The organism is Borrelia miyamotoi (assembly GCF_019668505.1).
In the GTDB taxonomy this organism is placed as follows: Bacteria; Spirochaetota; Spirochaetia; order Borreliales; family Borreliaceae; genus Borrelia; species Borrelia miyamotoi.
This window is the reverse complement of the sequence record NZ_AP024371.1, coordinates 359,427-386,101: the sequence shown is the minus strand read 5'-3', so window position 1 is coordinate 386,101 and position 26,675 is coordinate 359,427. Positions and strand designations below refer to the sequence as shown.

Genomic DNA, 26,675 nt, shown 5'->3' with positions numbered 1-26,675 from the left:
CACCTTATATGAGTTTAATGAGTTCTTTGACCATATTAGCTGCATTAATTGATGCAACTTGTAAGAACTTATTAAAGTCTATGTGATTGTCTTTGATGTTTGGTAAGTCAGATACAGAACGTGCAATAATGAAAGGTATCTTGAATGTGTGTGCTACTTGGGCAATCGCAGCACTTTCCATCTCTACAGCTAAAGCATCTGGGAAGTTGTTTTTAATTTGCTCTAGTTGTTTTTCATCTCCAATAAATTGATCACCTGTAAGTATTAGGCCAATGTGAGCGCTAACATTTTGAACTTTGTCTTCGATAATGTCAACAGTTTTTTTTAGTAGATTTTCATCTGGTTTGAATTTTTGTGGAAAGTTTGGTATTTGTCCTGGTTTATATCCGAATTTAGTTAAATTAAAATCATGAAATGCTGTCTCAGATGATATCACTATGTCTGCTATTTTAATATTTTCAGATTCTTTTATTCCACCAGCAGTTCCTGAGCTTATTATATGAGTGATTTTATATTTTGATATAATGTAGCTAGTCCAAATAGCAGCATTTACTTTACCAATACCAGTGGTTAAAGAAATTATTTTATGCCCTGAGATTTCTCCTTTATAAATTTTTTTCTTACCTAAATGATCACCCAATATAATTTCTTCTTTATCTTCAATAATATTATTTATTTCTATTGATTCTTCATCCATTGCAGATGTTATTAAAATCATGCTTTACTCCTATTTACATTTTTTCTAAACTATATTTTTTTAAAAGAAATTCTATTTCATCTTTTCTGAGTATTTTTTTAATGCCTGTTTCTGTTTTAGGGATGGACTTAACATAATTTTGATTTTTACTACAGGTTACAACTTTGTTGTCTTTTATTATATATTGTATGTATGGTGTATTAGTATTGGTTTCATTAATTTTTATTATTTTAGCAATTGATTTATCATTAAGTTCAACAATAAAGTCTAGAGGACATTGAGAGAGAACTTTAATTATTAGTTTTAAAACTCTTTTGTCAAATTTCTTATCAGCATCTTGTATTAATTCAATAAGAGATGCCCCAGAATTTAAGGCCTCTTTATATGTTCTATCTAAAAGTATTGCACTATATGCGCTAGCAGCACCTATTACATTAGACTCAATATTGATGTTTTCACTTTTAAGTTTATTGGGATATCCTGAACCATCTAAGTTTTCTTTATGAGTTAATATCGTCGAACAGATAGATTGCGAAAAATTAGTAGTTGATAGTATTTTATGGCCTAGTGTGGGATATTTTTTTATTACTTCAAATTCTTCATCACTTAGCTTTTCTTTTTTTTCACTTATCTTTAAGGGGATAAATAGGAAACCTATTTTGTGTAAAAGAGCTGCTGTGCAGAGTTCAACCATTTTATGATTGTTTAGATTCATTTCACTGCCAAGTGCCACGGTTAGTATTGCGGTATTGACTGGGTGAATAGTGTTGTAGTCGGATAATAGTTTTGGTATTTTGATGTATTTGATAAATGTTTTTTGATTTTTTTTATAAAACTCTATTACTTTTTTTACAGTTGGAAGAACGTCTTGATAGTAGATTTTTTTGTTTTTCTTGCAGGTTTCATATACTTCCTCTAAATTGCTTATTAGTATGTGATAACTAGCAATGGATTCTTTATCATATTCTACATTAATCAGTTTTTTTGCTTCTTGCATTGCTGACTCATTAAAGAAAGTTTTTTGCATTTTAAGAGCCTTTTTTAGACCCCATTTTTCAATTAGTTCAATGTTTTTAGGTTTTAAAAGTGAGTTTTCCGGCCATACTAAGAAATCTTTATCTATTATGTATGAAAAATTTTTTATATCTTTTTCTAGGTTGTCAAAGTTTTGCATTTTTATCCTTAAGCTTAAACTGAGTAATAACCATGTATAACATATTATTTATTAATTGTCTATCTATTTAGTATAATACTACATGTGTATATCAATTTTAAAACTGAGTTTTATTATAAGAGATTTTTGATGGTTGACAGAATACTTTTGATTTTTAATATTATATTTTTTTGTGCTTTTTTATTTTTTATGTATTTATTAGGAAATTTAAAATTTTCTAATTTTTTAGACTTTCTTTTCTTGCATTTTTATGTTATTTTAGCTTTGATTTTATTTATAGTTATTTTTAATACTATTTATTACAGATTTCTATATTCCAGGTTATATTTTATATTTAATGGAATAGAGGATACTTATATTTTTTTAAAGCTTAAGATAATTCGAAAGACGCTTAAGAGTGTGTTTGATATTTCTCTTCTTTTAAAAATAATTTTAGTTAAACAAGATAAAAAGAGTCTTGATGAACTTTTTTTTTATTTAAAAGATGCTAAATTAAATAATAAGACAATAGTAGAGCTTTATTCTGTATTTATTAGTTTGAGGGAAAGAAAAAAAGCTTCTAGTTTGATTGTAAATTATAGAGACAGTAAGAATAGATGGGTAAGATATTGTGTGGCACTTAATGCAATTTCTGATGAAGAGTGTGGGAAATTAAGTAATGAAATAGACTTTTTAAAAAAGTTTTTTTTAAGATTTGATCCTATTTTTACAGTTTATTTTTATTATTTATTGAAAAGCTCTAATTTGGAATGTCGGTTGATTGAAGAATATAGACTTAAGATTAGAGATAAATATTTTAAATATGAAGAGCAATTGAATGCTAAGCATACAAAATTGCTTAATTCAAACTTATTTTTTGTGGTATTTTACTATATATTTGATTTTTCAAAAAAAGATATTTTTTTATTAAAAGAGGTTATGTTTTGAATATAAGAGTTAGATATGCACCCTCTCCAACTGGGTTGCAGCATATTGGGGGAATTAGGACAGCTTTATTTAATTATTTTTTTTCCAAATCCTGTGGTGGGAAATTTTTGCTTAGAATAGAGGATACGGATCAAACTCGGTATTTTAAAGAAGCAGAAGAAGATCTGTATCAAAGTTTAAAGTGGCTTGGTATTGATTTTGATGAAGGGCCTACTTGTGGTGGTCCTTATGGACCTTATGTTCAGTCAAAAAGAACGGAAGTATATCAAAAATATGCTAAGAAATTAGTTGCATCAAATCATGCTTATTATTGTTATTGCACGCCTGAGAGACTAGAGAGAATTAGAAAGATTCAAATTGTTAATAAGATGTCAACAGGTTATGATAGACATTGTAGAAATTTAAGTGAAAGTGAAATTAAAGATGCTTTAAGTTTAGGAATAAGTCCTGTTATTAGATTTAAGATTCCTCTTGATGGGGAGACTTATTTTAATGACATCCTACTTGGTAAGGTTACATGGGCTAATAAGGATATTAATCCCGATCCTGTTATTCTTAAATCTGATGGACTTCCAACTTATCATCTTGCAAATGTTGTTGATGACCATTTAATGAAAGTTTCACATGTCTTAAGAGCTCAGGAGTGGCTTTCTTCTGGGTCCTTGCATGTTCTTCTTTATAATGCTTTTGGATGGGTTCCTCCCATTTATTGTCATCTTCCAATGGTAATGGGTAGTGATGGACAAAAATTAAGTAAGAGGCATGGTGCTACAGCTTTAAAACAATTTATTAATGATGGATATCTGCCGGAAGCTATTATTAATTATATTACTTTGCTTGGTTGGTCTTATGATGATAAGAGTGAATTTTTTACAAAAAAAGAACTTCAAAAGCTATTCTCTATTGATCGAATTAATAAATCTCCTGCTATTTTTGACTATCATAAATTAGATTTTTTTAATAGCTATTATATTAGGAAAAAAGAAGATGGCGAGCTAGCCAAGTTTTTGATTCCCTTTTTGCAAGAGGCAGGCTACCTTAAAGAAGATGTTAATTATTATGATGAGCAAAAATTGATACTTTTGATTCCTCTAATAAAGCCAAGAATTAGAAAGCTTAGTGAAGCTGTAACTATGCTTAAGTTTTTTTATGAGGATATTAAAACATGGAGCTTAGATGAGTTTTTAGGTAATAAAAAAACAGCGGGTGATATTTATTTGCTTTTAGAAAAGATTAAGCCAATTTTGGAAGGATTTGAAACAAGGATATTGTCTGAAAACGAAAAGATTTTTTATGATTTTGCTAATGCAAATAATCTAAAAATAGGAGAAGTTCTTCTTCCAATTAGAATTGCAGTTCTTGGCAGTAAGGTATCACCACCTCTTTTTGAATCTTTGAAATTACTTGGCAAGGTTAAGGTTTTTGATAGAATAAATCTAGCGCAGCAGTTTTTGCAGAGACACATAGTTTATAAACAATAAATAAGTTTGGAGATGTTTAATATGACTAAAATAGAAGATATTATTTCGCTTGCTAAGAGAAAAGGTTTTGTATTCCAATCCTCAGAAATTTATGGGGGTCTTTCAGGTGTATGGGATTATGGACCTTTGGGTATTGAGCTTAAGAAAAATATACAGAAAGAATGGTGGAAAGATATGGTTTATTTGCATGAGAATGTGGTAGGTCTAGATAGTTCTATTTTAATGAGGCCTGAGGTTTGGACAGCATCGGGACATGTTGAGAGTTTTTCAGAGTTATTAGTGGACTGTAAAAATTGTAAAAATAGATTTAGGACAGATTCTGTTGATTTGTCTAAAAATTGTCCTAATTGTAATACTATGGGTGCTTTTACATCTTCAAGAAGTTTTAATTTAATGTTTAAGACTAATATTGGGGCGGTTGAAAATAGTTCCAGTGAAATTTATTTAAGACCAGAGACTGCTCAGGGTATTTTTGTTAATTTTCGTAATGTATTAGATGCCACAAGACTTAAGGTTCCTTTTGGAATAGCTCAGGTTGGAAAGGCATTTAGGAATGAAATAATAGCAAAAAATTTTATATTTAGGACTTGTGAATTTGAACAAATGGAAATGCAATTTTTTGTACATCCTGATCAGATGAATGATTGGTATTATTATTGGAAGCAAAAAAGAATGAGTTTTTTTATTGAAGCTCTTGGAATAAAACCCAGGAAGCTTAGATTTAAAGAACATCAAGAGGACGAACTTGCTCATTATGCTAAGTCTGCAGTTGATATTGAGTATGAATTTCCATTTGGTTTTCAAGAAATTGAGGGAATTCATAATAGAGGTGATTATGATTTATCTCAGCATGCAAAGTTTTGTGGCAAACCTAAGTTGTTTGAATATCATGAATTAACGAGTGGTGAGAAATATGTGCCCTATGTTATTGAAACATCTATTGGACTTACAAGGAGTGTTTTAATGATTCTTTGTGATGCTTATGTGCATGAAGACCTTGATGGGGGGTTTAAAAGAATAGTTTTGCGTTTGCATCCTAAACTTGCTCCTTATAAAGTTGCAATACTTCCTCTTGTAAAGAAAGATGGACTTCCTGAGCTTGCTCGAAAAGTGTTTATGCAGCTTAGTGATGATTTTTACATGTTTTATGATGATAGTGGTACAATAGGTAAGCGTTACAGGCGTCAAGATGAAATCGGTACACCTTATTGTGTAACAATAGATTATGATACTATTGAAAGTAGGACAGTTACTTTAAGAGAGAGAGACAGTATGGCTCAAATAAGAATTTCTATTGATGACTTATATTCATATATTAGGACTGAAATTCTAAATTATAAAGGAGTTGCAAATAGATGAATCTTGCCTTAGAGATTTTGAAAAAAAGAGGATTCTTAAAACAGTGTACTAATTTGGAAGCTTTAAATGCCTTAATGGAGAATGCAAGGATAGTTTTTTATGTTGGTGTTGATGCCACCTCGACTTCTTTACATATTGGACATTTAATTCCTTTTATGGCAATGGCGCATCTTCAAAAACAAGGTCATATCCCAATTGCTCTAATTGGTGGTGGTACTACAAAGATAGGTGATCCTTCGGGTAAGGATACAATGCGAAAGATTTTATCAAAGGAAGATATAGAAAAAAATGTTAAGGTAATAAAAGAACAGTTGTTTAGAATAATAGATTTCAGTCAAGGATATGTTCTTAATAATGCAGAGTGGATTGATAATATTAATTATATTGAATTTTTAAGAGATATTGGGGTTCATTTTTCTGTTAATCGTATGTTGGGGTTTGAGACTTATAAAAGAAGATTGAATAATGGTCTTTCTTTTATTGAATTTAATTATCAACTTTTGCAATCGTATGATTTTTATATCTTAAGTAAGACTAAAAATTGTAATCTTCAAATTGGGGGCGATGATCAGTGGGGAAATATTGTACTAGGTGTTGATTTGGTTAGGAGAAAGTTAGGAACAGAGGTTTTTGGACTGACATTACCACTTATTACAAGAAGTGACGGCAAAAAGATGGGCAAATCGGAACAGGGTGCAGTTTATCTTGATTCAAAGCTTTACAGTGTTAATGACTTTTATCAATATTTTAGAAATGTTTCAGATTTGGATGTTAAGAAATTTTTATATCTGTTTACTTTTTTGGAAGATGACGAAATTGAGCGTATTTCAAGTTTTAAAGGAGCATTGTTAAATAAAGCAAAAGAGATATTAGCTTTTGAAATAACAAAGATTATCCATGGAGAGGATGCAGCTTTAAAGGCATCCTCAGCAGCTCAGGCAGCATTTAAAGGAGATGGAGGAAATAAAATGGATATTCCTTTCTTTAAAGTAGAATCACTTAGTTTAGATGGAGGAGGTATTTTGTTAATTGATCTGATGACTCTTTTAAAAGTTGTATCTAGTAAGTCAGAGGCTAGACGACTGATTAGTGCTGGAGGAGTTTATATAGATAAAGTAAGAATAGGAGATCAAAATTATTGCCTTAATAAGGATAATTTTACTAATGGTGAGATTGAACTTAGAGTTGGTAAGAAAAAAGTTTTGAGGGTTATTTTGTAGTTGGTGTTTCATGTATAACAGAAGAGCTTTAAATAATTTATTTTTTAAATCATTTCTGTTTTTTATGGAACGTAAGCATCTTATCTTTACCGAAGAGCATATTTTTTATAGTTTAATTAGCGATGAAAAAATTAAAGAATTGCTTAGTTTATGTACACTTGATTTTTATAGTTTTGATAAGATCTTGGAAGAATTTTTTAAGCAGCTTCCATTGAGAGATTCTGATATTTTAGATTATCTTTTTAAAATAAATGATTTGTATCAAGAGATAATAGATACTATTTTTTATTATAAAAAGCCTTATAGATTACAAGAGAAAGATTTATTATGGGTATTAATTAGAAAAAGAAAAAATACAATTTTAGATGCTTTATTGAAATCGGGTTTTAATCTAACTATTTTTGACAAGATGATTGAAGTTTATGATTATTTGGGTTCAGACTTAAATTTGGGATCTCTTGAGAATGAGAGATTGGGTTCATTTGATTTTTCTATTAAAGATATAAATGGAGACGAAGGTTTGGGTATTTTTGAAGAAGATTATTTTAAATTAGAGCAAAATGATGATTCATTGGGTAATAGTAATTTTGTTGAATATTTTTTAGTTAATGTTACTGTTAGTTTAGATCCATGTTTAAAAAAAAATCCCTTGATTGGTCGAGAAAAAGAGTTGTTTAAGTTGATTCAAGTTATGCTTCGCAGACATAAAAGTAATTTAATTGTATTTGGAGAGCCTGGAGTTGGAAAGACAATATTACTTCAAGGACTTGCTTATGTGATTAAAGTAGGCCAAGTACCTCAAGAATTAATAGGTTATGAAGTTTATTCTCTTGATATTGGAAGACTTATATCCGGGACTCGGTATAGAGGAGATCTTGAAGATAGAGTAAATAAAATTTTAGATTTCTTATATTTTAAAAAAAAAGTGATTCTTTTTATCGATGAAATTCATATGATAGTTGGAGCTGGTGCTACATCTTTTAGTAATATGGATGTTTCTAATTTATTGAAACCTATATTAACTTTAGGCAGAGTAAAATTTATTGGTGCTACTACTAAATATGAATATCAGAAGTTCTTTTTGAAAGATAAAGCTTTAATGAGGAGATTTCATAGCATAGAACTTAGAGAACCAAGTTTTGAGGATGCTTATCTTATTTTAAAAGGGACTAAAGAACAGTATGAGAAACATCACAATGTTGAATATACAGATGAAGCCCTATGGGCTTCAATTTCTATGTCTAAATATATTAAAGACAGATTTCTTCCCGATAAAGCTTTTGATCTCTTAGATGATCTTGGAGCTAAATTTAAGCTTGAGGGTAATAGGAAAGTGATAACTGGTGATGATATGAGAGACTTTGTTAAGTCCATGATTGGCTCTAATATTTTTAATTTTGATGATTATGATAATGAATTACTTATTAATCTGGAGAGTAAAATAAGGGAGCACATGATCATTGATGAAGAGCTTTTATCTGATTTGATATTAAACATAAAACTTTTAAGGATTAGATTTTTATTAAAAAATAACACTCTTGGTATTTTTATTTTAATGGGTTCCTCTGATATAAATAAGAGTAAACTTGTATCTATTTTATCAGAAGAGCTTAAGCTTCCTAAGCTTACTTTGGGAATGAGTGAGTATGGCGATTTTGATGGAATTAATCGATTAATAGGACCTGTATATGGAGCTGAGTTTTATGATGAACCTACTAAATTTTTTAAATTTTTGAGTAAATCATCAAGCTCAATTATTTTCCTAGCAGATTTTGACAAATCTCCAAAGAGAGTCATAGATTTTTTTTTTGAAGGATTTAATACTGGGAAACTTTTTGATAATTTTGGTAGAGGTGTGAGTTTGTCAGATAGTATAATAATAATGGATATTAATGTGGAACATGGAGAACTTAATGGTATTGGATTTAAAAATGAGACAGTAAATAGCAGGAACCTACTAGAAAAACGCTTTTCTAGTAGGTTCCTGGATTTAGTGGATCACATTTTTTTCTTTAGACCTTTAGATGGGAGTGATTTTAAAAGAGCTATTATTGAAGAGATGAATAATTTTGTTAAGATATTAAAGGCTGAAAAGGTTTATGTTTGTTTTGAGGAAAGCGTTATCAATTATTTGAAGGATAAGACTTATAAAAGTGGGTTTGGCATTAAGGGTGTGCGTAAGGTTGTGGTCAAGGAAATTGGAAGTTTATTGGTTAATGACATGATTTTAAAACGGTTTAAGGAGAATGATAAGGTTAGAGTTTATTTAGATGAGACGATTCAATATGAGTTATTATAACTTGTGATTATTAAGGAGTAAATATGCAAATATCTATCATTGGGTCAGGAGCTTGGGGAACCGCTATTGCTAAGGTTTTGGCAGGTAAATTTCAAGATAATATCTTATTGTGGTCTTTTGAAGAAGGTGTTAAAGATAGCATTAATAATGATCATGAAAATGTTAAATATTTAAAGGGCATTAAATTACCAGATAATTTGGTTGCAAGTTCTGACTTGCTTGACGTTGTAAGTTTATCTGACTATATTTTTATTGCCACTCCTTCCCTTTATACTTTAGACATTTTAAATAAATTAAGACATATGTGTTTTGCTAAAAAGCCTAATTTAGCAATACTTACAAAGGGTTTTATAACGATTGATGAAAAACCTCTTACAATTGTAGAGGTGGCAGAAAGCATTTTAAATGAATATAAAAATGAAATTACGTATATTTCTGGTCCAAGTCATGCTGAGGAAGTTGGACTTGGAATTATTACAGGACTTGTGGCTGCCAGTAAGAGCAGGGTGAATGCTTTTAAGTTTATTGATTTGTTTAGTGATACCTCCATTTCTATGTTTTATAGTAATGATGTTCTTGGTGTTCAGATAGCGTCAGCTTTGAAGAATATATTTGCAATTGCATTTGGAATTTTGGATGCATATAAAATTAAAAATCCTAATTTGATAGGTAGTAATACGGAATCTTTTTTATTCTCAGTTTCCTTAAGTGACATGAAAAATATTGCATGTAAGATTGGTACTTGTAGTGAGGAAACATTTTTTTTCTTGGCTGGCTCTGGAGATTTAGATGTTACTTGTCGAAGTATTTTTGGAAGGAATAGAAGATTTGGCAGTGAACTTGTGAGTAAAAATATTTTAGAAGGCTTGACAGATATAGATGATTTGATAAAAAATCTTCACAAGATTGGTTATTTGCCGGAGGGAATATTTGCTGCTAAAGAAGTTTTTTTGCTTTTTAGATCTTTGGGTAATAATTCAAATTATTCTAACTTAGCGAACATAGTTTATAAAATTTTAAATAAAGAGTTAATGCCTGAAGCAGTTATTGATTATATGAGAAATTTTAAAGTTTAGGACCTGTCTGGGGTCCTATTGTCCTTTTTTGTTCATCGTGTATATAATATTATTATAAACATCATCAATTATTTCAAAATTCATTACAATTTCTATGAATTCATTTGACTTAATTGCTCCTATGATATTTTGATTTTCTGTTAATTTTTCTCTTTTAACTAAGGAGCTGCTATCAACTAATATTTTTATTCTAGTAATATCTTTTTCTACTTGCTTAATATTTGCAATGCCTCCAAAGCATTCTAAGATATGTTTTGATGTTTTTATTGTTTTTTTATTCATATTTATCCTTTGAAAAAAACTTTATATGCCATATAAGAAGTGTATATGTCAAATTTAGAGGTTATTTCAAATGGTGAGTGCATACTGATTACTCCAGGTCCCATGTCTATTGTTCTTATGCCATAATGTGCTAAAAATTTTGCAACAGTTCCTCCACCACCTTCTTCCACTTTCCCAAGTGTAGCTACTTGCCAAGCTATGTTGTTTTTATTTAGCAAATTTCTAATATAAGATACAAGTTCAGCATCAGCATCACTTGCCATTATTTTGCCCCCGTGTCCTGTATATTTCATTATAGGTATTCCATATCCTAATTTGGGTGCATTTTGTTCATCATGAACAGATTTAAATAAGGGGTTTATTGCTCCGCAGACATCAGCGGATATGCTTTTTGAATTCCATAATACTTTTTGCACAAGAAGATTATTATATTTGTTTTTATCAAGTTTAAATATTATGTCTGATACAAAGTATTCGAGGTATCTTGAATTGAGTCCAGTTGATCCAGTTGAGCCAATCTCTTCTTTGTCGACTAAGAAACATACAGCGGTTTTGCTTGGAGTTTCTTCTAAATTTAGAATTGCTTCTAGTGATGTATAAGCACAAACTTTGTCATCTTGACCATAAGCTCCAATGAGTGCTCTGTCAAATCCTATGTCTTTTGCTTCCCCTGCTGGTACTATTTCTATTTCTGCTGAAATGAAGTCTTCTTCTTCTATTTTATATTTTTCTTTTATTAGCTTAAGAGTAGCAAATTTTACTTTTTCTTTTTCTTTAGTTTCAATAGGTAGGCTTCCGATTATGATTTTTAAGTTTTCGCCCTCAATAATTTCATCGGATTTTTTGTCTCTTTGTACTTTTCTGTCAAGATGCGGCAAGATATCAGGAATTACAAATACGGGATCATTTTTATCATCACCAATGTTAATCTCTATTTTTTCTCCGTTTTGAAAAAATACTATCCCTCGTATTGATAGAGGAAGAGATAACCATTGATATTTTTTGATTCCTCCATAATAATTTGTCTTAAGCAATGCTAATTCGCTCTCTTCAGTAATTGGTGATGGTTTTGCATCAAGTCTTGGTGAGTCTGTGTGTGATACAATGAAATTCATTCCATTTTCAATAGGTTCTTTTCCAATAAATATAAGAGCAACATTTTTATTGCGGCATGTATAAAAGATTTTATCTCCAGTTTTTAGTTCTTCTTTTTCACAGGCACTGATAAAATTTTGTTCCTTTGCCCTTTTTATAGCGTAGTTGGTAGCTTCTCGTTCGGTTTTAATTGTGCTTAGAAATTTTTTGTATTTTTGAGCAAATTCTAAAATATTATCTCTCTCTTTTTCGCTTAAAGAAATCCAAGGATTTTGTTTTGTCATTAAAATTCTTCCTCCCAATTATTTATTATAACATTCTATTCTTTTTAAAATTCAGTTTAACAATAACAAAAAACGGATTCTAAAGATTTATAAGTTTGATAGTAAAATTGTCTTTGTCATAAAATGTGTTTAAAGATTGCATGTATGGCTAGCTTGTCAGTTTTATTTTTTTCTAAAGTAACTTGATGGTTTGCATTAACATTGAGTATTGCTTAGATTGGTTCTGGTTTATGCCATAGGAATCCTTGTCCATAATCTATTCCGATTTCATTTATCTTTTTAAGTATTGCTTCATTTGATACAAATTCAGCTATAATTTTTATTTTTTTTGTGTCAGCAATTTCTTTTATTGATTTTATTATTACAAGATCTATTTGGCTAGAATTTATTACTTGAATAAAAGATCCATCTATTTTAATTATGTCTATTGGCAAGATTTTAATGTATGAAAGTGAAGTATATCCGCTGCCAAAATCATCAAGTGCAAGTTTAATACCAAAGGTTTTGAGTTCTTTAAAATACTTGTTGATTAATTCAAAATTTTCTAAAATTCCAGTTTCTGTGATTTCTAAGCATATGTTTTGAAGTGGCACATGGCTTTTGAGAAGTGTTTCTCTTAAGAACATTCTGAAGTTTTTGGATTTGAGTGAATGTGGTGAAATATTGATTGAAAAGATATGAATACCATTTTTTGCTACAAAGTTTGTATATTCTCTTAAAGCTTTAGTAACTACTAATTTATCCACTTCAACGGTTAAATTATACTTATCTATTAAACTAAAAACATTGCTGTTTGGAATAGGAGTTCCTGTATAGTCAAAAAGTCTTGTTAATATTTCAATTTTAGGTTTAAGGTGTTTTTTAAGAGGAGTGATTTTTTGATAGTAAAGACTAAAAAAGTCATTCTTTATTGCTTTTACTATGTACTCAAATATTTTATTTTGATTTTTAATAAGTATTGTTTCTGGTAATTCATCTTTGTATAAAATAGGCATAGAATCTTTGTACTCATCAGATATTTTTGTTGCTATTTTTAATTTTGAAATCTTTGTTTCTATATCTTCTTTTAAATTTACTTCTATTATTCCTATGTTAAATTTAAATATTATGAAACCTTCCTTTCTAAGTTCTGTAGAGATAGTTTTTTTGATTTCTTCTGCAATTGAGATTATTCTTTGCTCTCCTCCATTTGTGGATATAATGACTATGAGATTATTATCCTTTAGTTTAAATATGTATTCTGAGTAGAGTGACATTATTTTGGAGGTAATTTTTTTCAGTATTTTTGAGTCTAAGTTATCTTTGTTATCTTTATATTCGCATTCTGTGTTTATTTGCAAGTCTAAGTCAAATAAATATATTTTTTTGTAAGAAGATTCAATTTGATTGATCAACAGCTTTTCAAGTCCTTTAATATTATACAGGTCTGTTTGTTGGTCGATAATCTCGAGATCTTTAGTTTTATATTTAGGTTTTAAGTATGATATGTCTTTTATTGTAATTAATTTATCAATGTTGTTGTGAGCAATTGTACTGATGAATAAATCTACGACTAATTTTTTGTTATTTTTAGTCTTTAAAATGCAGTTGGTTATCAATATGTTTTTGAATTCAGGAATATCATTAATGTTGTAACTCAAATCTATTTTGATTTCTTTTTCTAAATCTATGATATTAATATCACTTATTTTATTTGGTTTTCCTCTAATTTTTATTGGGAGTTCAAGTTCTTTGCTACCTTTCTCATTAATATAGATGATTTCATTGTCGGTATTTGTGATGATTACTATTTCTTGAATAAGCTCAGCTAGATTTAAGAAAAAATCAAGATTAGTATTATTATTATCATAATAAAATTTTTTTTGTTTTATTAGTTTATACTTATCGCTTAGTTCATTGATGTCCTTTAATATATCTATGTGGTTTGATCTATAAATTGATTCGTCTATAGATTTGTTATTTATGATGATAGAATGGATGTTATTAATGTTTTTTAGGTCATTTGCCAGGCTTATTGAAAAATCTATTTGTCTTTTATAGTTGTAGATGATAGCAACCTTAATGTTATTTTGTTTTATGTATTCACTAGAGATATTTTTTCTAGATTTAACTATTTGTACTATTTTAAATATAGATTTACATCTTGTAATATCATTTTCACTAATATCTCTTTCAGATATTACAATGGTGTTTGGATTTATATTCCTCATTTTATTTAAATAAGTTTATATTAATTTTATTTTAAATCTATATTTTGTGATTTATTTTTTTAGTTTTTCTGAGTTCATTTTTGCCCAAAAGAGCCAAATTATTCCAAATAATATTAAAATTAGTGAGAATATTTGTCCCATTGATATATTTAGAAATGAAAAATCTGATATACTTTCAGGTGTTTTGTAAGTTATAACAAATCCTATTTCCTTATCTGGTTCTCTTAGATATTCAATAAAGAATCTAAATACTCCATAAAGAATCATGTATACTCCAGAGATAAAACCATCATATTGTTTTATTTTCCTAAAAATAAACCATAGTAATAAAAAGGATATGGTCCCTTCAAATAACCCTTCGATGAGTTGTGATGGAATCCTTGGGAGATTAATAAATAAATCATGAGGAAGTATTTCCAGTCCAACTGATTCTGCAAATTCTTTTACTCCTTTATAAGTTACTTTAAAAGGTTCTGCGTTGGGAAATATTATTCCACCTTTCATTGGTCTTCCATAAAGCTCTGCATTTGCAAAGTTAGCAAACCTTCCAAGTATATATACTGAAGAGAAGGATATTGCTGCATAATCTTCTATTCTTAGGAAGTATTTCTTCACGTTTGTATGTTTAAGCTTAGTATTTATAGTTATTATCACTGCAATAATTACTCCGAAAAAGCCTCCATGTATTGCCATTCCTCTAAATCCTGTGAAGTTCCAATTTTGATCAAATGGGAGAAAGATTAGCCATGGGTGTGTATAATAAATCCCACTTCTATCGTAAATTAAAGTAGATGCTAATCTTCCACCAAGTATTGCTCCTATAACACCTGCAAACAGTAATGTCTCATAATCACTTTTTTCTATGTCAAGTTTATCGGCTTTTATTTGATACCAAATGAATTTATAACTAATTATTATTATGCTAATGTAAGACAAACTGTACCATGTAATTGGTATTCCTTTAATTACTTCAGGATGTAACCAGCTAGGATAATTTATGTAATTTGGCATTTTTTCTCCTTATTAGTCTTTTTTTAGTTTTGCAAATAACTTTTTTTTAAGCATCATATTTTGTTTTCTCAATTTTGCAATTTCTCTTTGTTGAGATTTTATTATATCAATAATTGCATTATTATCTATTGTTTTGTTCATTAGTAATGATTCAAGGTATGAATATCTTTCGAGGTATTCATTTTGTGCTTCTTTAATTATAAAATGATAGTTTTCATTTAGATCATCTTCGCTTAGAAGTTCTACATTATTTCTTACAATTTCAAGTTCAATTAATTTTTTTGCTATTTTTTGCATGCTTTTGGAAGTTAGGCTTGTTGGTTTATAAATAGTTATTGGTATTTGATAGTTTAGTGCTTTATCAACAAGCTCATCTTTGTAAATTGAACCTATGCTTTGCAAATTGACATTTAAATAGTTTTTTGCAGATTTGAGTATTTTTTCAGTTTTTTTGATGTCATCAGGTGTATTTAGCATATTAAATATTATGAAAGGACTAAACTGTGAGAATATCTTCATAAATTTTGCATAATTATCAGGATCATAAGCTTCTATTTTGAGTAATAAATTAGGTATATATATTTTTTGTAAATCACTAGAGTCTTTTTTGATATCAGATATTATTTTATATGCTTTTGTTTCTTTGATAAATACTTTTGATATAAGTCTAAATATTGCATTTTTTAGGAATAAATAAGCATTCATTGTTGCTGTTACTGTTGGAATTGTTACTATTACTCCACGATTTGACATTAAAAAAAAGTCTATTGTATTAAATGTTGTACCAGCTCCAAGGTCAATTATTAGGTAATCATAGTTTAAGTTTTTTAAGTTATTTATTATTCTTTTTTTCTGAAATATGGCTATATTTGCAAGTTCAGGAATGTCTGAATCTCCTGCAATGAAGCTTAAATTTTTTATGTTTGATTCAATTATTATATTATTAAAGGGAATTTTTGTTTTCAGGAAAGTTCCAATGCTCTTTTTGGGTATGATATTGAGCATAGAGTGTAAATTTGAACCTCCAAGATCAAGGTCTACAAGCAATACTTTTTTTCCTTCATTTGCAAGACAAATTGCAATATTTGCTGAAAAAAGAGATTTTCCAACACCTCCCTTTCCACTAGCTACAGGAATAATAATCAAACCTTTACTCCGTCATTTTATCCTTTTTTTTAATTAAAATTAAAATTATTGAGTTAAATATAATGTAAGTTATTACTATTTTTGCTAACATAACAAGAGACCATATTTGGTACAAATACAATAAGTTAAGACTCAATCCTAATATAATAAGTGAAGTACACATGATTATTTGAAAAATTTTTGTTATGGTAATTAAATTGTGGAGGATTTTAAATTGTTCATACAGTATGTAGTGTATTGTTAAGATTGATACACATAATTCTGGTGAGAATATGATAAATGCTATCATGAATTTTATAGAAGAGTTACTTATAAACATTGTGTTTTCAGTAAATCCGTATAGCGCTGACAATATTAATAGACTTGAAATTACTTGTAAAATAAGAATGAATACTTCAATTATTCCTTTTATTTTTGAGTGATTTGTCTTTAACATAGTTCTAAAATATTATATTATGAAGATAAAATCAAGTTTTATTTATTTACGTAGGTATTAACTAAATGAAAAAGAAATTTTTAATATTTGTATATTTTGTGTTAATTTTAAGTATCAGTTCTTCGGTTATTGTGGAATCTATCTTTGCACAAGCAAATTCTTCTAATATTAAGATGTCTGAGGAAGGTTATTCTCAGATGATGCTGGAAGCTTTTAAATTTATTAAGAGGAATTATGTTGAGCACGTTGATGAGGAGGCTCTTCTTGAAGGGGCGTTGAAGGGAATGTTTAATTCATTAAATGACCCTTATTCTCAATATTTAACAAAGAAAGATTTATTAGATCTTTCAAAGACTACACAAGGGAATTATGTTGGAATTGGAATTTCGATTACAAAGAAAGATGTTTCTTTGAACTCTGGCAATTCTATTGCTTCTTACATTATGGTTGTTAGTCTTTTTGAAGATGGACCTGCTTATAAGGCTGGAATTAAAGCTGGTGATTATATTACTGCTATTGATGGGAAGAGTACTGCTTTAATGACAATAGAGAAATTTATTGAACTTTTAGGTGGAGAAGTGGGTACTAAGGTTAAGGTTTCCGTTTTAAGAGATAAAGATTCAAATCTTGAATTTGAAGTTATCAGAGCGAAAGTAGATATAAATACCGTTAAGCATGATGTTATTAACAAAGATATTGGATATATTAAGATATTAAGTTTTAATCCAAATACTAACATGAATTTTAGAAAAGCTTTTGAAAAGCTGCAGACACAGAAGATCAAATCTTTGATTTTGGATCTAAGATTGAATGCTGGAGGTTATCTTCAAGATGCAATAAAGATAGCAGATGATATTTTAGCTGAAGGAATTATTGTATCAACAAAGTCAAGAGATTCTAATGCTCCTATGCATTATAAGGCTAGTTCTTCACATATAGTGCCTTTAGACATGAAAATTGTTATTTTGATTGATAGGTACTCAGCATCAGCATCAGAAGTTCTAGTGGGAGCCTTAAAGGATAATCATAGAGTTTATGTTATAGGTGAAAAGTCTTATGGCAAAGGTGTAATTCAACGTATATTACCTTTCTATACTGGAGGATTTAAGATTACAAATTCAAAGTACTATACTCCTTCTGGTAGCAGTATTCATAATGTTGGTATTAAACCTGATTTAGAGATTGAAAAATCAGAGTACTCTGAGGATGATCTTTTAGCATACAGGCAAATTTTTGATAAAAATTTGGTAGAGAATTTTTTGAAGAGCAAAAGAAATAAAAGATCAATTACTGAGGATGAAATAGATTCTTTTGTGGATAATGTTGTTAAAAAGCATTCAAGCCATAAAGAAATAGACAAAGATTTTTTAGGCCATCATTTATTGTTACAATTTTATCATCACACGGATAATGAAATGCCAATTTATAATTTACGTTATGATAAAGCTTTAAGAGCTGCTTATGAATATCTTTTAAAGGGAAATAAAAATTAATCTGTGAAGCAAATAGTCTTAGATGATAGTTGTTTGTTGGAAAATAATATTATTATTAATGATGTTAAGATTTATCATTATCTTGTTGATGTAAGAAGAGTTAGGGTAGGTGATACGTTAAATGTTCTCTTAAAAGGGAAAGAAGTAAGATTTGCTAAAATTTCAAGTATAGATAGTAATTTTATTAAGCTTTCTACTCTTAAAGTGAAAAAACTAAAGAAGCGTGATTATGAAATAAGTATGTTTATATCTAGTCTTAAGGGTAGAAAATTAGATTTAAGTTTGAGGCAAATCGTTGAAATTGGTGTAGATCAGATAAATATTGTTAATGCTGATCATTCTGTTTCTAGAATAGACATGGATAATTTAGCATTTAAGAGTACAAGATTTTTAAATGTGATTGATGAAGCTTTGAAGCAAAGTGGTAATACTCAAATGCCTAGTATTAATTTTTATAGAGATTTTTTTAGCATTCCTTATTCTTCATCCGTTAATTATTACGTTGCTCATAAAAATGGTGTTTTACTAGGTTGTGGTGATGATGTTAGTGCTTTTGATAAGATTGGAATTTTAATAGGTCCTGAGGGTTGTTTTTCAAGTGCAGAAATTGATTTCTTTAAAAAACTAGATTTTAAGTTTGTAAAATTTAATACCCCAATTTTAAGATCTGATACAGCTATTGTTTATTCTCTTGCTTGTTTTAAATTATTATTAGAGGCGAATAATGGCTAATTTAAAAGATATATATTCAAAACCAGATAGGATTTATTTTTTTGGAGTTCCAATAGACGTATTTAAGAGCAGTGATAAATTGATTAGTCGATTTGAGTATCTTATTTCCCATCCATATCATTCGATGGTTATTTTTGTTGATTTTAGATCTTTGCTAAAGTTTTTGTTTTTTAAAACCTTTAGGAAGCGTGTTAAGAGTTCTTCGCTTGTTTTTTCAAACTCTAAATTGTTAAGAGCTGTTTGTAAATTTTTTAAAAGGATTGATATTGGTTGCTATGATGTAAATACGATTTTGCTTGTTTTAATGAGTGTGCTGGAAAATACATATAAAACGTGTTATATTATTGATAAAGATAAGATAATTTCTAAAAAAAATTTTCTGAGATTAAAAGAATCACATAAAGAGATTAACTTTATTGGTTACTATGACTTTAAAGCTGTTAAAAGGAACAAAGAGATGTTTTTTGCAAATATTAATAAGCTTACTCCTAGCATGATAATAAGTTTTTATAGTAATGATTATCTTGAAAATTTGTTTTATGTAAATAAATTTGGTATTAGAACTAATTTAAGTGTGTTTTTATGATTCTTTTAAGTTTATATATTATTGAATATTTTATATGAGGTAAAGAATGGCATTTGTATTAGATCAAGCTGTGGTTTATCCAATGCAGGGCGTGGGCAAAATAAAGAACATTCAAAATAAAGAATTTAATGGTGAATTTATTGATTATTATGAAATATATTTTCCATTTAATGAGATGACTTTTATGGTTCCAGTTTCTAGAGCAGATGATCTTGGAATTAGAGCTTTAGTTAGCAAGGAAAAGGTAGGGGAAGTTTTTGATGTAATTAAAGACTTTGAAGGCCAAATAGATCAAAAGAAGATAAAAGATGGTAGTCATGATTTTTATAAACAAAGTGATATATTAAGTACTGCTAAATTGTATAAGTTTTTATATACAAAATCTATGCAAAAAGAATTACCCTTCTATGAAAAAAGGATTTTAAATGATTTTGAATTAATTTTACATCATGAAATTAGTTTGGCCTTGCAAATTAGCTTTGAAGAGGCTAAACAAAAAATTAAGGAAGTTTTGTCTATGGGAAAATCTTAGATTATTTGTGACTTGTAGGAACTTATTGTGTTGAGTATTTTAAGATTTGTTTTTTTAATATCTTGTAGATTTATTTTTATGTTTTTTGCCTTTTCTTTAATTTTTATTTGTGCATCTTACTTAAAGTATAATTTTTCACATTTAGATTTGTCTATTGTGAGTTTTAAACTTTATTATGATGCTTATCGTTATGCCTTTCCTTTTTCTCTTGTTTTTACCTTTATGAGAATTGCTTATCCTTTTAATGTAGAGAGTTTTAAGGTTTCTAAAACTCTCTACATTGTAGTTTTTATTTTTATCTTACTATTATCTTATTTTGGATTTTTGGCATTCTCTAATTTTAACTCTGTCTTTTTGAATTCGTATAGCAGAGGGAAAAGCACTATTAAAGATGGGGTAGTATATTTTTTTGATGATAAAATAATTTTTTATAGTGATGATGTTAAATTGTTTGGTTTTAAAGGTGTTTTGAAAGTTGAAGATAATGGGTTGCATGGCGAACATTTAAAAGCTTTTTCATATAATCCAGATTTTTCTCAATCTGATACCATTAATTTTAATGAAAATGCATTTTTAACTCAAAAATCATATAATAATCTGATGAGTTCTATTTTGAATGATTTGGATACCTTAAGTAGTTTTTTGCTTTCTTTAGAAACTTTTAGTTTAATATTTAATATATTTGGATTTTCTTTACTTTTGTTTTCATTTTCTTATACTTTTAACTTTATATTTTCAAGTTGTTTTTCTTTATTTCTTTATCCTATTTTTGTTATATTCTTTTTTAAAGTTTACAATATTTATGCGATTGAATTTCCAAAGAATGTTAATTTGATTATTGGAGAAAGTGCATTTTCTAACTATGTTCCTTTTATTTTTTGCTTGCTAACCTTTTTTTCTACTTATTTAGTTGGTTTTATTTCTGAGTATATTAGGGTTAGTGGAAAATTTAGTAATAGTTTGCATTAATATAGTTTAATAGATATGAGAAGAGAATTATATATATTTTTAAGCAATTTTATTATTTTTTTGTTTTTCATTATTGGTTTGATTTTTTGTTATGTATATTTTTTTGGAGCGGATTATCTAGAAAAAGATATATTAGTCGTTACATTTTTGGACACTGTTTTAAGCGTTTATTATTATTTTAATGGATTTTTTATTTTTTTTGTTTTAATTTATTTTATTTTTTTGACTAATAATGAAACACGACTTTATCTAAGAGAGTATAAAGGATATTTATTTAAAAAGCTTTATCCGTTCATTTTTTTATTTTTTACAATGGGCATTGTTTTTATGCTTATTTTTAACTCTATTATGTCTTACATTTTTGCTCAAAGAAGTGAATGTAAGTATAACTATGAGAGGTATAATTTTCTTGAAGGTCAGGCAAATACAATAGTTAATTATGTTAAAAACATAGATATAAATTTATCTTCAAATAAGATTTTAGGTGTGGATGAGTCAATAGAAATTTTGAAGCAGAAAAAAAGATACCTTGAAAAATTGATTAAGATATATGAAAAGATGAAACTTATTAATGCTGATGACAATGAGCTTTCAATGAATTATTACCTGGTGCGGTCTGAATATGATAGAATGCCTGTTTATGATATTGATTTAGAAAAGGCTAGAAAGACTGTTAAAATGTATTTGATTAAAAATCTAAAGAAGAAAGACTTTCAAGATATTGTTAATGGATTTATTGATAAAGGTGATTATTCTACAGCTAATTATTTTGCTTACATGGGATTTGCTTCGACTAAAGATGATGATTTTTCTGCACTCTTAGACTTGACCTTCAAGGCTATTAATGAGAATAAAAACGTTGATCTTGAAAAAAAATATTCAGTTTTTGAAGAGAAGCAAAAAAATTTTTTATACCTTAATACAGGAAAATTTAAATCTGCGTATTATGGCTTTTTAAAACTTCATAATTTATTTCCAAATGACAATGAGATCTTAAATTATAAGAATAAATCTTTAGAAAAACTTAAAAGTGAGTATTTCTTTTTTGATGAAATTGAAAAATATTATGAGCATTATGGTCTGAATGATGTGTTTTTGTTTCAACCTGACTATAATAATGGGACGTACGATTATATTTATATGCAAAAGGTAGTAAATACTAGGTCTTATATAAAGATGATTAAAAATTTTGAGCTTGTTAAATTTGATAATTTAGGCAATATTATATTGCATATTAAAGTGCCATTTGCTACTCTTAAGGGGAATAGAGTTTATCAGAATGTTTTAGATAAGAAAAATGAAAATAGTGATGTTACTGTTACTAGGATTATTGTGTCGCTTACAAATTTTAATTTAAGTAGTCCAAGTATCATTGATATTAATCAAGATATTAATAATTTGAGTTTATTTGCAAATTATGGTGAAAATGATATTTTTTTGCCTATTCAAAATCTTACAGGTGCTTTTAATCAAGTCAAACTACTTAACTTAAGATTGATTAATGTTTTTTCTTCAAGTCTTTTTTTAATGATGAGTCCCATGGTATTAGTTTTTTTGGGAGTTGTATTTATTGCTGTAGCTTCTCGTGTAAATTTTGAGTTTAATTTAAAATTTGTAATATTTCTTGTATCCTTGATTATAGCTGCTTTTTCAGTTATTGTTTCTCTTTTTATAAATTATTTATTGTTAATTTTAATAGCGCTTTTTATCCAGATATCCGTTAATATATATATATCTTTTATTTTGATTTTTTCTATCTTGTTTATTAGTGTGTTACATGTAATGCTAGTTAATTATAGATGTGAATAACTTTTATTGGGAATTTGTGTTATCTATTTTAGATAAAAATAGTTCATTAATCATTTGATTTTCTTTTTCTATTTGTTTTTTGTTTAATATGTATGAATTTTTGTTTATATAATTTTCGTCTATGATAAATAAAGGTATTTCTTTGACTATGTACTTCAATTTTAGGTTTAGATCTTTATAAGGTGTAAATCCATTTACAAATCCAAAATGTTCGTTAAATTTTGCTTTGTTTTTAAGTTTAATTAGAGTTTTCTGTACTTCTTTGTTTAGTATCCATTGAATGAATTTGTCTATAGGTTTTGATATTTCTTTAACGCCTATAAAGTTTATATTGTATGCTGATGATTTCTTTTCCTTATTTGTTAGATATGAAAAATTGATTTTATCTCTGGTATCTTTATTCAAGCTATTGTAGTATGTCAAATTAGTTGTTCCTGCAATAAGAAGGGTTTTCTTTTGAAATAATATTTTCTCTAAATTTAAATATTTGTATTTTTCTGCGAAGCTTTTTTGTAATGCAAGTTCATTAGCATTCATGAAAGATTTGAAGTAGTTTATTATGTTAGACATTTTTTTTTCATCGTATTCTGGTTTGTTTTTTTTGAAGTGAAAGTTTATGTCGTTTATTTCAGACATTATGTAAAATAGATTTTCAGAGATGTATGGGGAGATAAAAAATTTTTTATGCTTTTGAAAGCTTTTATATATTTCCTTAATATTTTGTAAATCAATATATTTTTGTATTTGATATTCATTTTTATATATTAAGATAGGAATATCAAAGCTTAATGGAATAATTCTGTATGTAAATTTTTCAGATATGTTATTTAATATTGGATAATCTGGGTAATAGTATTTTTTAATATTTTTAAAATTTTTGGCTATGTTGATGTTGTCTATATTTTTTGAGATAATTATTTGGGCATTCTCTTCATTAATCGTTTGCATGTTAATGTGTTCTTTGTATTTAATGATAAAGCTTGCTTTGTTTTGGACATTGAATTGATTTATGTAAAATGGAACAATTTTATTGTCAGTCAGTATGGTGATGGTATTATCATTTGAACAGCTGAAAGTTAAAGTTAAGGTTATGGTTAAAATTATTTTCTTTATGTACATAAAATCATTTATTCTGTTCTATTTTACAATAAATTATGTATAATTTTTATAGTTTATTTTATAATTTTAATGTCTTGAGAATGTTAGATTTTATTGTAGAAGGAGATTGCTTAGTTTGGGTCTATTTGATTTTTTATTTTCTATCTTTACTAGAGAGCTTACTCCTGAGCAGGTGAAGCAGAGAAGACTTAGGCAAATAAAAAGTAATTTAAGTAAAGTAAGCAAATTGTTTAGTGCTTCAAAAATTCAAGCTTTACCTCAGTTTGCTAAATTTATTTATAATCTTTACAAAGTTTTTATTCCTCTTAAGTTTTTTGTACAAAGATATCGGAATTCAAACAAAATCATTCATTTTGTTGTTGAGAAATATTTGAATGAAAATCAAAAAAAATCTTTAGAATATATTTATTCTTTCTCAGCTAATGACATAGTCAATTTTACGTCTGATGTTCCTAAGAATTTGAATAATAATTTGAATTATTTGTTGAAAAATATAACTCAGGAACAAGTTAGGCTGATAGATGAGACTTGTGGAGCTTTAGAGATCTTTTTTGATTTAGTTTCATATCAATATTATTCAATTGTTAAAAATTTTGATCATTTGTTTCCGGAAGATGATTTTATATATAAGCCAAGATTTAGTGCTATTAGTTGTGGTGTAATTCTTGATGATATTAAAGATTTTTTAGAATGTATATATTCTATTAGAGATATTTCTATTTGGAGGAATCTTTACGATATTCTTTTAGAAGTATATGGAGATAAGGATAATTTTCCTATTAAACCAAATATTTGGCTTAAAATATTAACTTCTATAATTGAAATAAATAAAAGTAAAGAAATTTTATATCTCATAAGGTATGTTAGTGGTGAGCCTGATTATTTGCCTATATCTGATATTAAAAAATCAAAAGCTAAGGCAAGAGTCTTTTTTAATGATCTTTCTAAGCATGTTTCGAATGAAATAGCAAAAGTTGAGATTTTGCAAAAAAACAGTAAGTCCGAGCATTTAGCCGAAAAATTGTTCCCTGGCGTTACTATTTTGAGTTTGGATAATTACAATGAAAGTATGAATGCCAAGATTACATCTAGCATTTTAAATACTACTGGATATGTTTATTCTAAGCTTTTAGGTTATTTAAAAACATATACTGTTAATTTTGTTAAAAAAGAGCTAAGTGATATTATTAATATCCTTATTATTAAGGGGCAGTGGAAGGATATGGAAGGTTCCAGGGATATTTCTAATGATATTCATTCTTTAGTTGGTATTTATTCAGGTCTTATTGATTTTGATGATAATCTTGGTGAACAGGGAAGCTATGGTTCTAGAATTAATGCTCTTTTGCACAGGATCGCAATTGGAGATAAATCATCAGAGAAATTACTGTTAAATATAATATCAGATATTAATAAAAAGGCTTTAGTTTTATTGAATGAATATTATTCCAAGATTTATTCTTTGGTACGACGCTTGAAAGATTGTTTAGAAGATTATGTGAGACCTTCTTCAGAGAAGGAGCTTGTTTATAATTGGAAAGAACTTGATATTGATCTTGTAAAGAATTATGGCAATAGTGTAAACTTTGGTAGTATTATTAAAAATATTATTGATAGTTTAAATCTATTTTTAAAATTGATAGATTTATATTTAGAAAAGAAAAATATAGTTTAGGAGTGTTTGGATGGGAAGAGAATGTGAAATAACAGGTAAAAAGACAATGTTTGGTCATAATGTTCCAAGAAAGGGTCTTGCCAGGAGAAAAGGCGGAGGAGGACAGCATATTGGTTTAAAGACCAAGAGAACTTTTAAAGTAAATTTAATAAATAAGAAATTTTTTGTTCCTGAACTTGGAAAAAACATCAATATTAAGGTTTCTGCAAATGCTTTAAGAAGTATTTCAAAGATAGGCCTTAACGTCTTTTTGAAAAAGAATTCTAAAAAAATAGAGGATTTTATTTAAATTTTGATTTTGTGAATCTTAATTTAATAAAATATTTTCCATTATTGAGTATTCATTGTTGTTGCTTGTGATCTCACGGTTTGTAAATTCAAATTTTTGGAAAATTTTGTGAATTATTGTGATTGCACTTATATTTTCAGGAAATATTTTTCGTGCATTGTAATATTCTAATAAAATTGATGAATTTAAATGAGGAGTGAGCAATAGTTTCTTTAGTGTTGTTTCTAGTTGGATGGTTTTATTTAGATTTGTAGAGTGTGAGATAAATTGGGATAGGAATATAAAAGAATTTTCTTCTTTTTTTGTAAATGGATTTAAAAATGCACTAAACTCCTTTAGAGCTTGGCCTTTAAGCTTCTTACCCAAGATGATAGGAATGATTTTTATGTTTTCTGTTATATCTTTAATAAAATTCAGTGTAATTTCAATTTTATGGTCATTTTCTATTATTTTATCTTCTTTACTTGTAAATTTAAAGTTTTTTATGACATTTACTATGTCTAAATTGACATCAATTGTTTTGTTAAAGATTTTCCAAGTTTCATGATTTGAAATATTGATCTGTAAATTTTCTTTTGTTTGTGAGAAAATAAACACATTTTTTGTGTTATATGCTATTACTTTTTGAAATAAGTCAATCTTTTTTAAGAAAAACTCATAGGTTCCATAGCTAGTTAGAAGCGCTTTATGAGTTTTTCTTTTATTTGGGTTTAATAATTTTAGGTTTAGCTTATTATTTGAATAAAATATATTATCAACTAAGCTATCTCTTAT

Annotated in this window: 24 protein-coding genes; 15 read left to right on the top strand and 9 right to left on the bottom strand. The window is 27.7% G+C overall.

The window, feature by feature from the left end:
- Positions 1-4: 4 nt before the first annotated feature.
- Positions 5-718 carry a 5'-methylthioadenosine/adenosylhomocysteine nucleosidase gene (locus K5Q05_RS01810; protein ID WP_025443779.1) on the bottom strand — a complete coding sequence of 238 codons (714 nt, stop codon included), beginning with the start codon at positions 716-718 and terminating at the stop codon, positions 5-7.
- Between the two features lie 13 nt (positions 719-731).
- Positions 732-1,871 (bottom strand): HD-GYP domain-containing protein, encoded by a 1,140-nt coding sequence (locus K5Q05_RS01805; protein WP_025443780.1) that lies wholly within the window; start codon positions 1,869-1,871, stop codon positions 732-734.
- 129 nt (positions 1,872-2,000) lie between these two features.
- Here K5Q05_RS01805 and K5Q05_RS01800 point away from each other — a divergent pair, with 129 nt between their 5' ends.
- The 6 genes from K5Q05_RS01800 to K5Q05_RS01775 are packed head-to-tail and all read left to right on the top strand — an operon-like array spanning position 2,001 to position 10,233.
- Positions 2,001-2,798, top strand: coding sequence for a hypothetical protein (locus K5Q05_RS01800; RefSeq protein WP_165940960.1), 798 nt, complete (start codon positions 2,001-2,003; stop codon positions 2,796-2,798).
- A complete protein-coding gene (gltX, locus tag K5Q05_RS01795; protein WP_025443781.1) occupies positions 2,795-4,279 on the top strand; it encodes a glutamate--tRNA ligase in 1,485 nt (494 codons plus the stop codon). Before K5Q05_RS01800 ends, gltX begins: the two co-directional genes overlap by 4 nt.
- Before the next feature lie 21 nt (positions 4,280-4,300).
- Positions 4,301-5,638, top strand: a complete 1,338-nt coding sequence (locus tag K5Q05_RS01790; RefSeq protein ID WP_025443782.1) for a glycine--tRNA ligase — start codon at positions 4,301-4,303, stop codon at positions 5,636-5,638.
- Positions 5,635-6,858: a tyrosine--tRNA ligase gene (tyrS, locus tag K5Q05_RS01785; RefSeq protein ID WP_025443783.1), complete on the top strand. Its 1,224-nt coding sequence runs from the start codon at positions 5,635-5,637 to the stop codon at positions 6,856-6,858. Before K5Q05_RS01790 ends, tyrS begins: the two co-directional genes overlap by 4 nt.
- Positions 6,859-6,868: 10 nt before the next feature.
- Positions 6,869-9,157 (top strand): AAA family ATPase, encoded by a 2,289-nt coding sequence (locus tag K5Q05_RS01780; RefSeq protein ID WP_025443784.1) that lies wholly within the window; start codon positions 6,869-6,871, stop codon positions 9,155-9,157.
- Between the two features lie 23 nt (positions 9,158-9,180).
- Positions 9,181-10,233: an NAD(P)H-dependent glycerol-3-phosphate dehydrogenase gene (locus K5Q05_RS01775; RefSeq protein ID WP_025443785.1), complete on the top strand. Its 1,053-nt coding sequence runs from the start codon at positions 9,181-9,183 to the stop codon at positions 10,231-10,233.
- Between the two features lie 15 nt (positions 10,234-10,248).
- On the opposite strand, the gene K5Q05_RS01770 is transcribed toward K5Q05_RS01775, so the two are convergent.
- The 5 genes from K5Q05_RS01770 to K5Q05_RS01750 form a co-directional block, all read right to left on the bottom strand.
- Positions 10,249-10,515 carry a PTS sugar transporter subunit IIB gene (locus K5Q05_RS01770; RefSeq protein WP_044003400.1) on the bottom strand — a complete coding sequence of 89 codons (267 nt, stop codon included), beginning with the start codon at positions 10,513-10,515 and terminating at the stop codon, positions 10,249-10,251.
- Between the two features lie 2 nt (positions 10,516-10,517).
- A complete protein-coding gene (locus tag K5Q05_RS01765) occupies positions 10,518-11,894 on the bottom strand; it encodes an aminopeptidase (RefSeq protein WP_025443787.1) in 1,377 nt (458 codons plus the stop codon).
- A gap of 212 nt (positions 11,895-12,106) precedes the next feature.
- Positions 12,107-14,104 carry an EAL domain-containing protein gene (locus tag K5Q05_RS01760; protein WP_025443788.1) on the bottom strand — a complete coding sequence of 666 codons (1,998 nt, stop codon included), beginning with the start codon at positions 14,102-14,104 and terminating at the stop codon, positions 12,107-12,109.
- 51 nt (positions 14,105-14,155) lie between these two features.
- On the bottom strand, positions 14,156-15,115 hold the full coding sequence (gene lgt / locus K5Q05_RS01755; RefSeq protein ID WP_025443789.1) for a prolipoprotein diacylglyceryl transferase: 960 nt from the start codon (positions 15,113-15,115) through the stop codon (positions 14,156-14,158).
- A gap of 12 nt (positions 15,116-15,127) precedes the next feature.
- Positions 15,128-16,261: a MinD/ParA family protein gene (locus K5Q05_RS01750; RefSeq protein WP_025443790.1), complete on the bottom strand. Its 1,134-nt coding sequence runs from the start codon at positions 16,259-16,261 to the stop codon at positions 15,128-15,130.
- A gap of 272 nt (positions 16,262-16,533) precedes the next feature.
- Between K5Q05_RS01750 and K5Q05_RS04350 the strand changes: the two genes are divergently transcribed.
- The 7 genes from K5Q05_RS04350 to K5Q05_RS01715 all read left to right on the top strand — a co-directional run bounded on the left by K5Q05_RS04350 (position 16,534) and on the right by K5Q05_RS01715 (position 22,818).
- Positions 16,534-16,683, top strand: a complete 150-nt coding sequence (locus K5Q05_RS04350; RefSeq protein WP_156768795.1) for a hypothetical protein — start codon at positions 16,534-16,536, stop codon at positions 16,681-16,683.
- A gap of 79 nt (positions 16,684-16,762) precedes the next feature.
- Positions 16,763-18,190 (top strand): S41 family peptidase, encoded by a 1,428-nt coding sequence (locus K5Q05_RS01740; protein ID WP_025443791.1) that lies wholly within the window; start codon positions 16,763-16,765, stop codon positions 18,188-18,190.
- A gap of 3 nt (positions 18,191-18,193) precedes the next feature.
- Positions 18,194-18,922, top strand: coding sequence for a 16S rRNA (uracil(1498)-N(3))-methyltransferase (locus tag K5Q05_RS01735; protein ID WP_025443792.1), 729 nt, complete (start codon positions 18,194-18,196; stop codon positions 18,920-18,922).
- Positions 18,915-19,508, top strand: coding sequence for a hypothetical protein (locus K5Q05_RS01730; RefSeq protein ID WP_025443793.1), 594 nt, complete (start codon positions 18,915-18,917; stop codon positions 19,506-19,508). Before K5Q05_RS01735 ends, K5Q05_RS01730 begins: the two co-directional genes overlap by 8 nt.
- A gap of 46 nt (positions 19,509-19,554) precedes the next feature.
- Positions 19,555-20,040 (top strand): CarD family transcriptional regulator, encoded by a 486-nt coding sequence (locus K5Q05_RS01725; protein ID WP_025443794.1) that lies wholly within the window; start codon positions 19,555-19,557, stop codon positions 20,038-20,040.
- 27 nt (positions 20,041-20,067) lie between these two features.
- Positions 20,068-21,009 carry a hypothetical protein gene (locus K5Q05_RS01720; RefSeq protein ID WP_025443795.1) on the top strand — a complete coding sequence of 314 codons (942 nt, stop codon included), beginning with the start codon at positions 20,068-20,070 and terminating at the stop codon, positions 21,007-21,009.
- A gap of 15 nt (positions 21,010-21,024) precedes the next feature.
- On the top strand, positions 21,025-22,818 hold the full coding sequence (locus tag K5Q05_RS01715) for a hypothetical protein (protein WP_025443796.1): 1,794 nt from the start codon (positions 21,025-21,027) through the stop codon (positions 22,816-22,818).
- Between the two features lie 3 nt (positions 22,819-22,821).
- Here the strand turns inward: K5Q05_RS01715 and K5Q05_RS01710 are convergent, their stop codons facing one another.
- Positions 22,822-23,937 carry a hypothetical protein gene (locus K5Q05_RS01710; protein WP_044003402.1) on the bottom strand — a complete coding sequence of 372 codons (1,116 nt, stop codon included), beginning with the start codon at positions 23,935-23,937 and terminating at the stop codon, positions 22,822-22,824.
- 115 nt (positions 23,938-24,052) lie between these two features.
- Here K5Q05_RS01710 and K5Q05_RS01705 point away from each other — a divergent pair, with 115 nt between their 5' ends.
- Both K5Q05_RS01705 and rpmB read left to right on the top strand, forming a co-directional pair.
- Positions 24,053-25,612, top strand: coding sequence for a hypothetical protein (locus tag K5Q05_RS01705; protein WP_025443798.1), 1,560 nt, complete (start codon positions 24,053-24,055; stop codon positions 25,610-25,612).
- A gap of 10 nt (positions 25,613-25,622) precedes the next feature.
- The gene (gene rpmB / locus K5Q05_RS01700) at positions 25,623-25,901 is read left to right on the top strand and encodes a 50S ribosomal protein L28 (protein WP_020954737.1); all 279 of its coding nucleotides are present in this window, start codon (positions 25,623-25,625) and stop codon (positions 25,899-25,901) included.
- Between the two features lie 18 nt (positions 25,902-25,919).
- Here the strand turns inward: rpmB and amrB are convergent, their stop codons facing one another.
- Complete coding sequence (gene amrB, locus K5Q05_RS01695) at positions 25,920-26,675, bottom strand: AmmeMemoRadiSam system protein B (RefSeq protein WP_044003406.1); 756 nt, start codon at positions 26,673-26,675, stop codon at positions 25,920-25,922.

Coding starts and splice junctions, on each gene's coding strand:
- K5Q05_RS01810 (WP_025443779.1), bottom strand. CDS start 718: ATGATTTTAATAACATCTGCAATGGATGAAGAATCAATAGAAATAAAT.
- K5Q05_RS01805 (WP_025443780.1), bottom strand. CDS start 1,871: ATGCAAAACTTTGACAACCTAGAAAAAGATATAAAAAATTTTTCATAC.
- K5Q05_RS01800 (WP_165940960.1), top strand. CDS start 2,001: ATGGTTGACAGAATACTTTTGATTTTTAATATTATATTTTTTTGTGCT.
- K5Q05_RS01790 (WP_025443782.1), top strand. CDS start 4,301: ATGACTAAAATAGAAGATATTATTTCGCTTGCTAAGAGAAAAGGTTTT.
- tyrS (WP_025443783.1), top strand. CDS start 5,635: ATGAATCTTGCCTTAGAGATTTTGAAAAAAAGAGGATTCTTAAAACAG.
- K5Q05_RS01780 (WP_025443784.1), top strand. CDS start 6,869: ATGTATAACAGAAGAGCTTTAAATAATTTATTTTTTAAATCATTTCTG.
- K5Q05_RS01775 (WP_025443785.1), top strand. CDS start 9,181: ATGCAAATATCTATCATTGGGTCAGGAGCTTGGGGAACCGCTATTGCT.
- K5Q05_RS01770 (WP_044003400.1), bottom strand. CDS start 10,515: ATGAATAAAAAAACAATAAAAACATCAAAACATATCTTAGAATGCTTT.
- K5Q05_RS01765 (WP_025443787.1), bottom strand. CDS start 11,894: ATGACAAAACAAAATCCTTGGATTTCTTTAAGCGAAAAAGAGAGAGAT.
- K5Q05_RS01760 (WP_025443788.1), bottom strand. CDS start 14,104: ATGAGGAATATAAATCCAAACACCATTGTAATATCTGAAAGAGATATT.
- lgt (WP_025443789.1), bottom strand. CDS start 15,115: ATGCCAAATTACATAAATTATCCTAGCTGGTTACATCCTGAAGTAATT.
- K5Q05_RS04350 (WP_156768795.1), top strand. CDS start 16,534: ATGATAAATGCTATCATGAATTTTATAGAAGAGTTACTTATAAACATT.
- K5Q05_RS01740 (WP_025443791.1), top strand. CDS start 16,763: ATGAAAAAGAAATTTTTAATATTTGTATATTTTGTGTTAATTTTAAGT.
- K5Q05_RS01730 (WP_025443793.1), top strand. CDS start 18,915: ATGGCTAATTTAAAAGATATATATTCAAAACCAGATAGGATTTATTTT.
- K5Q05_RS01725 (WP_025443794.1), top strand. CDS start 19,555: ATGGCATTTGTATTAGATCAAGCTGTGGTTTATCCAATGCAGGGCGTG.
- K5Q05_RS01715 (WP_025443796.1), top strand. CDS start 21,025: ATGAGAAGAGAATTATATATATTTTTAAGCAATTTTATTATTTTTTTG.
- K5Q05_RS01710 (WP_044003402.1), bottom strand. CDS start 23,937: ATGTACATAAAGAAAATAATTTTAACCATAACCTTAACTTTAACTTTC.
- rpmB (WP_020954737.1), top strand. CDS start 25,623: ATGGGAAGAGAATGTGAAATAACAGGTAAAAAGACAATGTTTGGTCAT.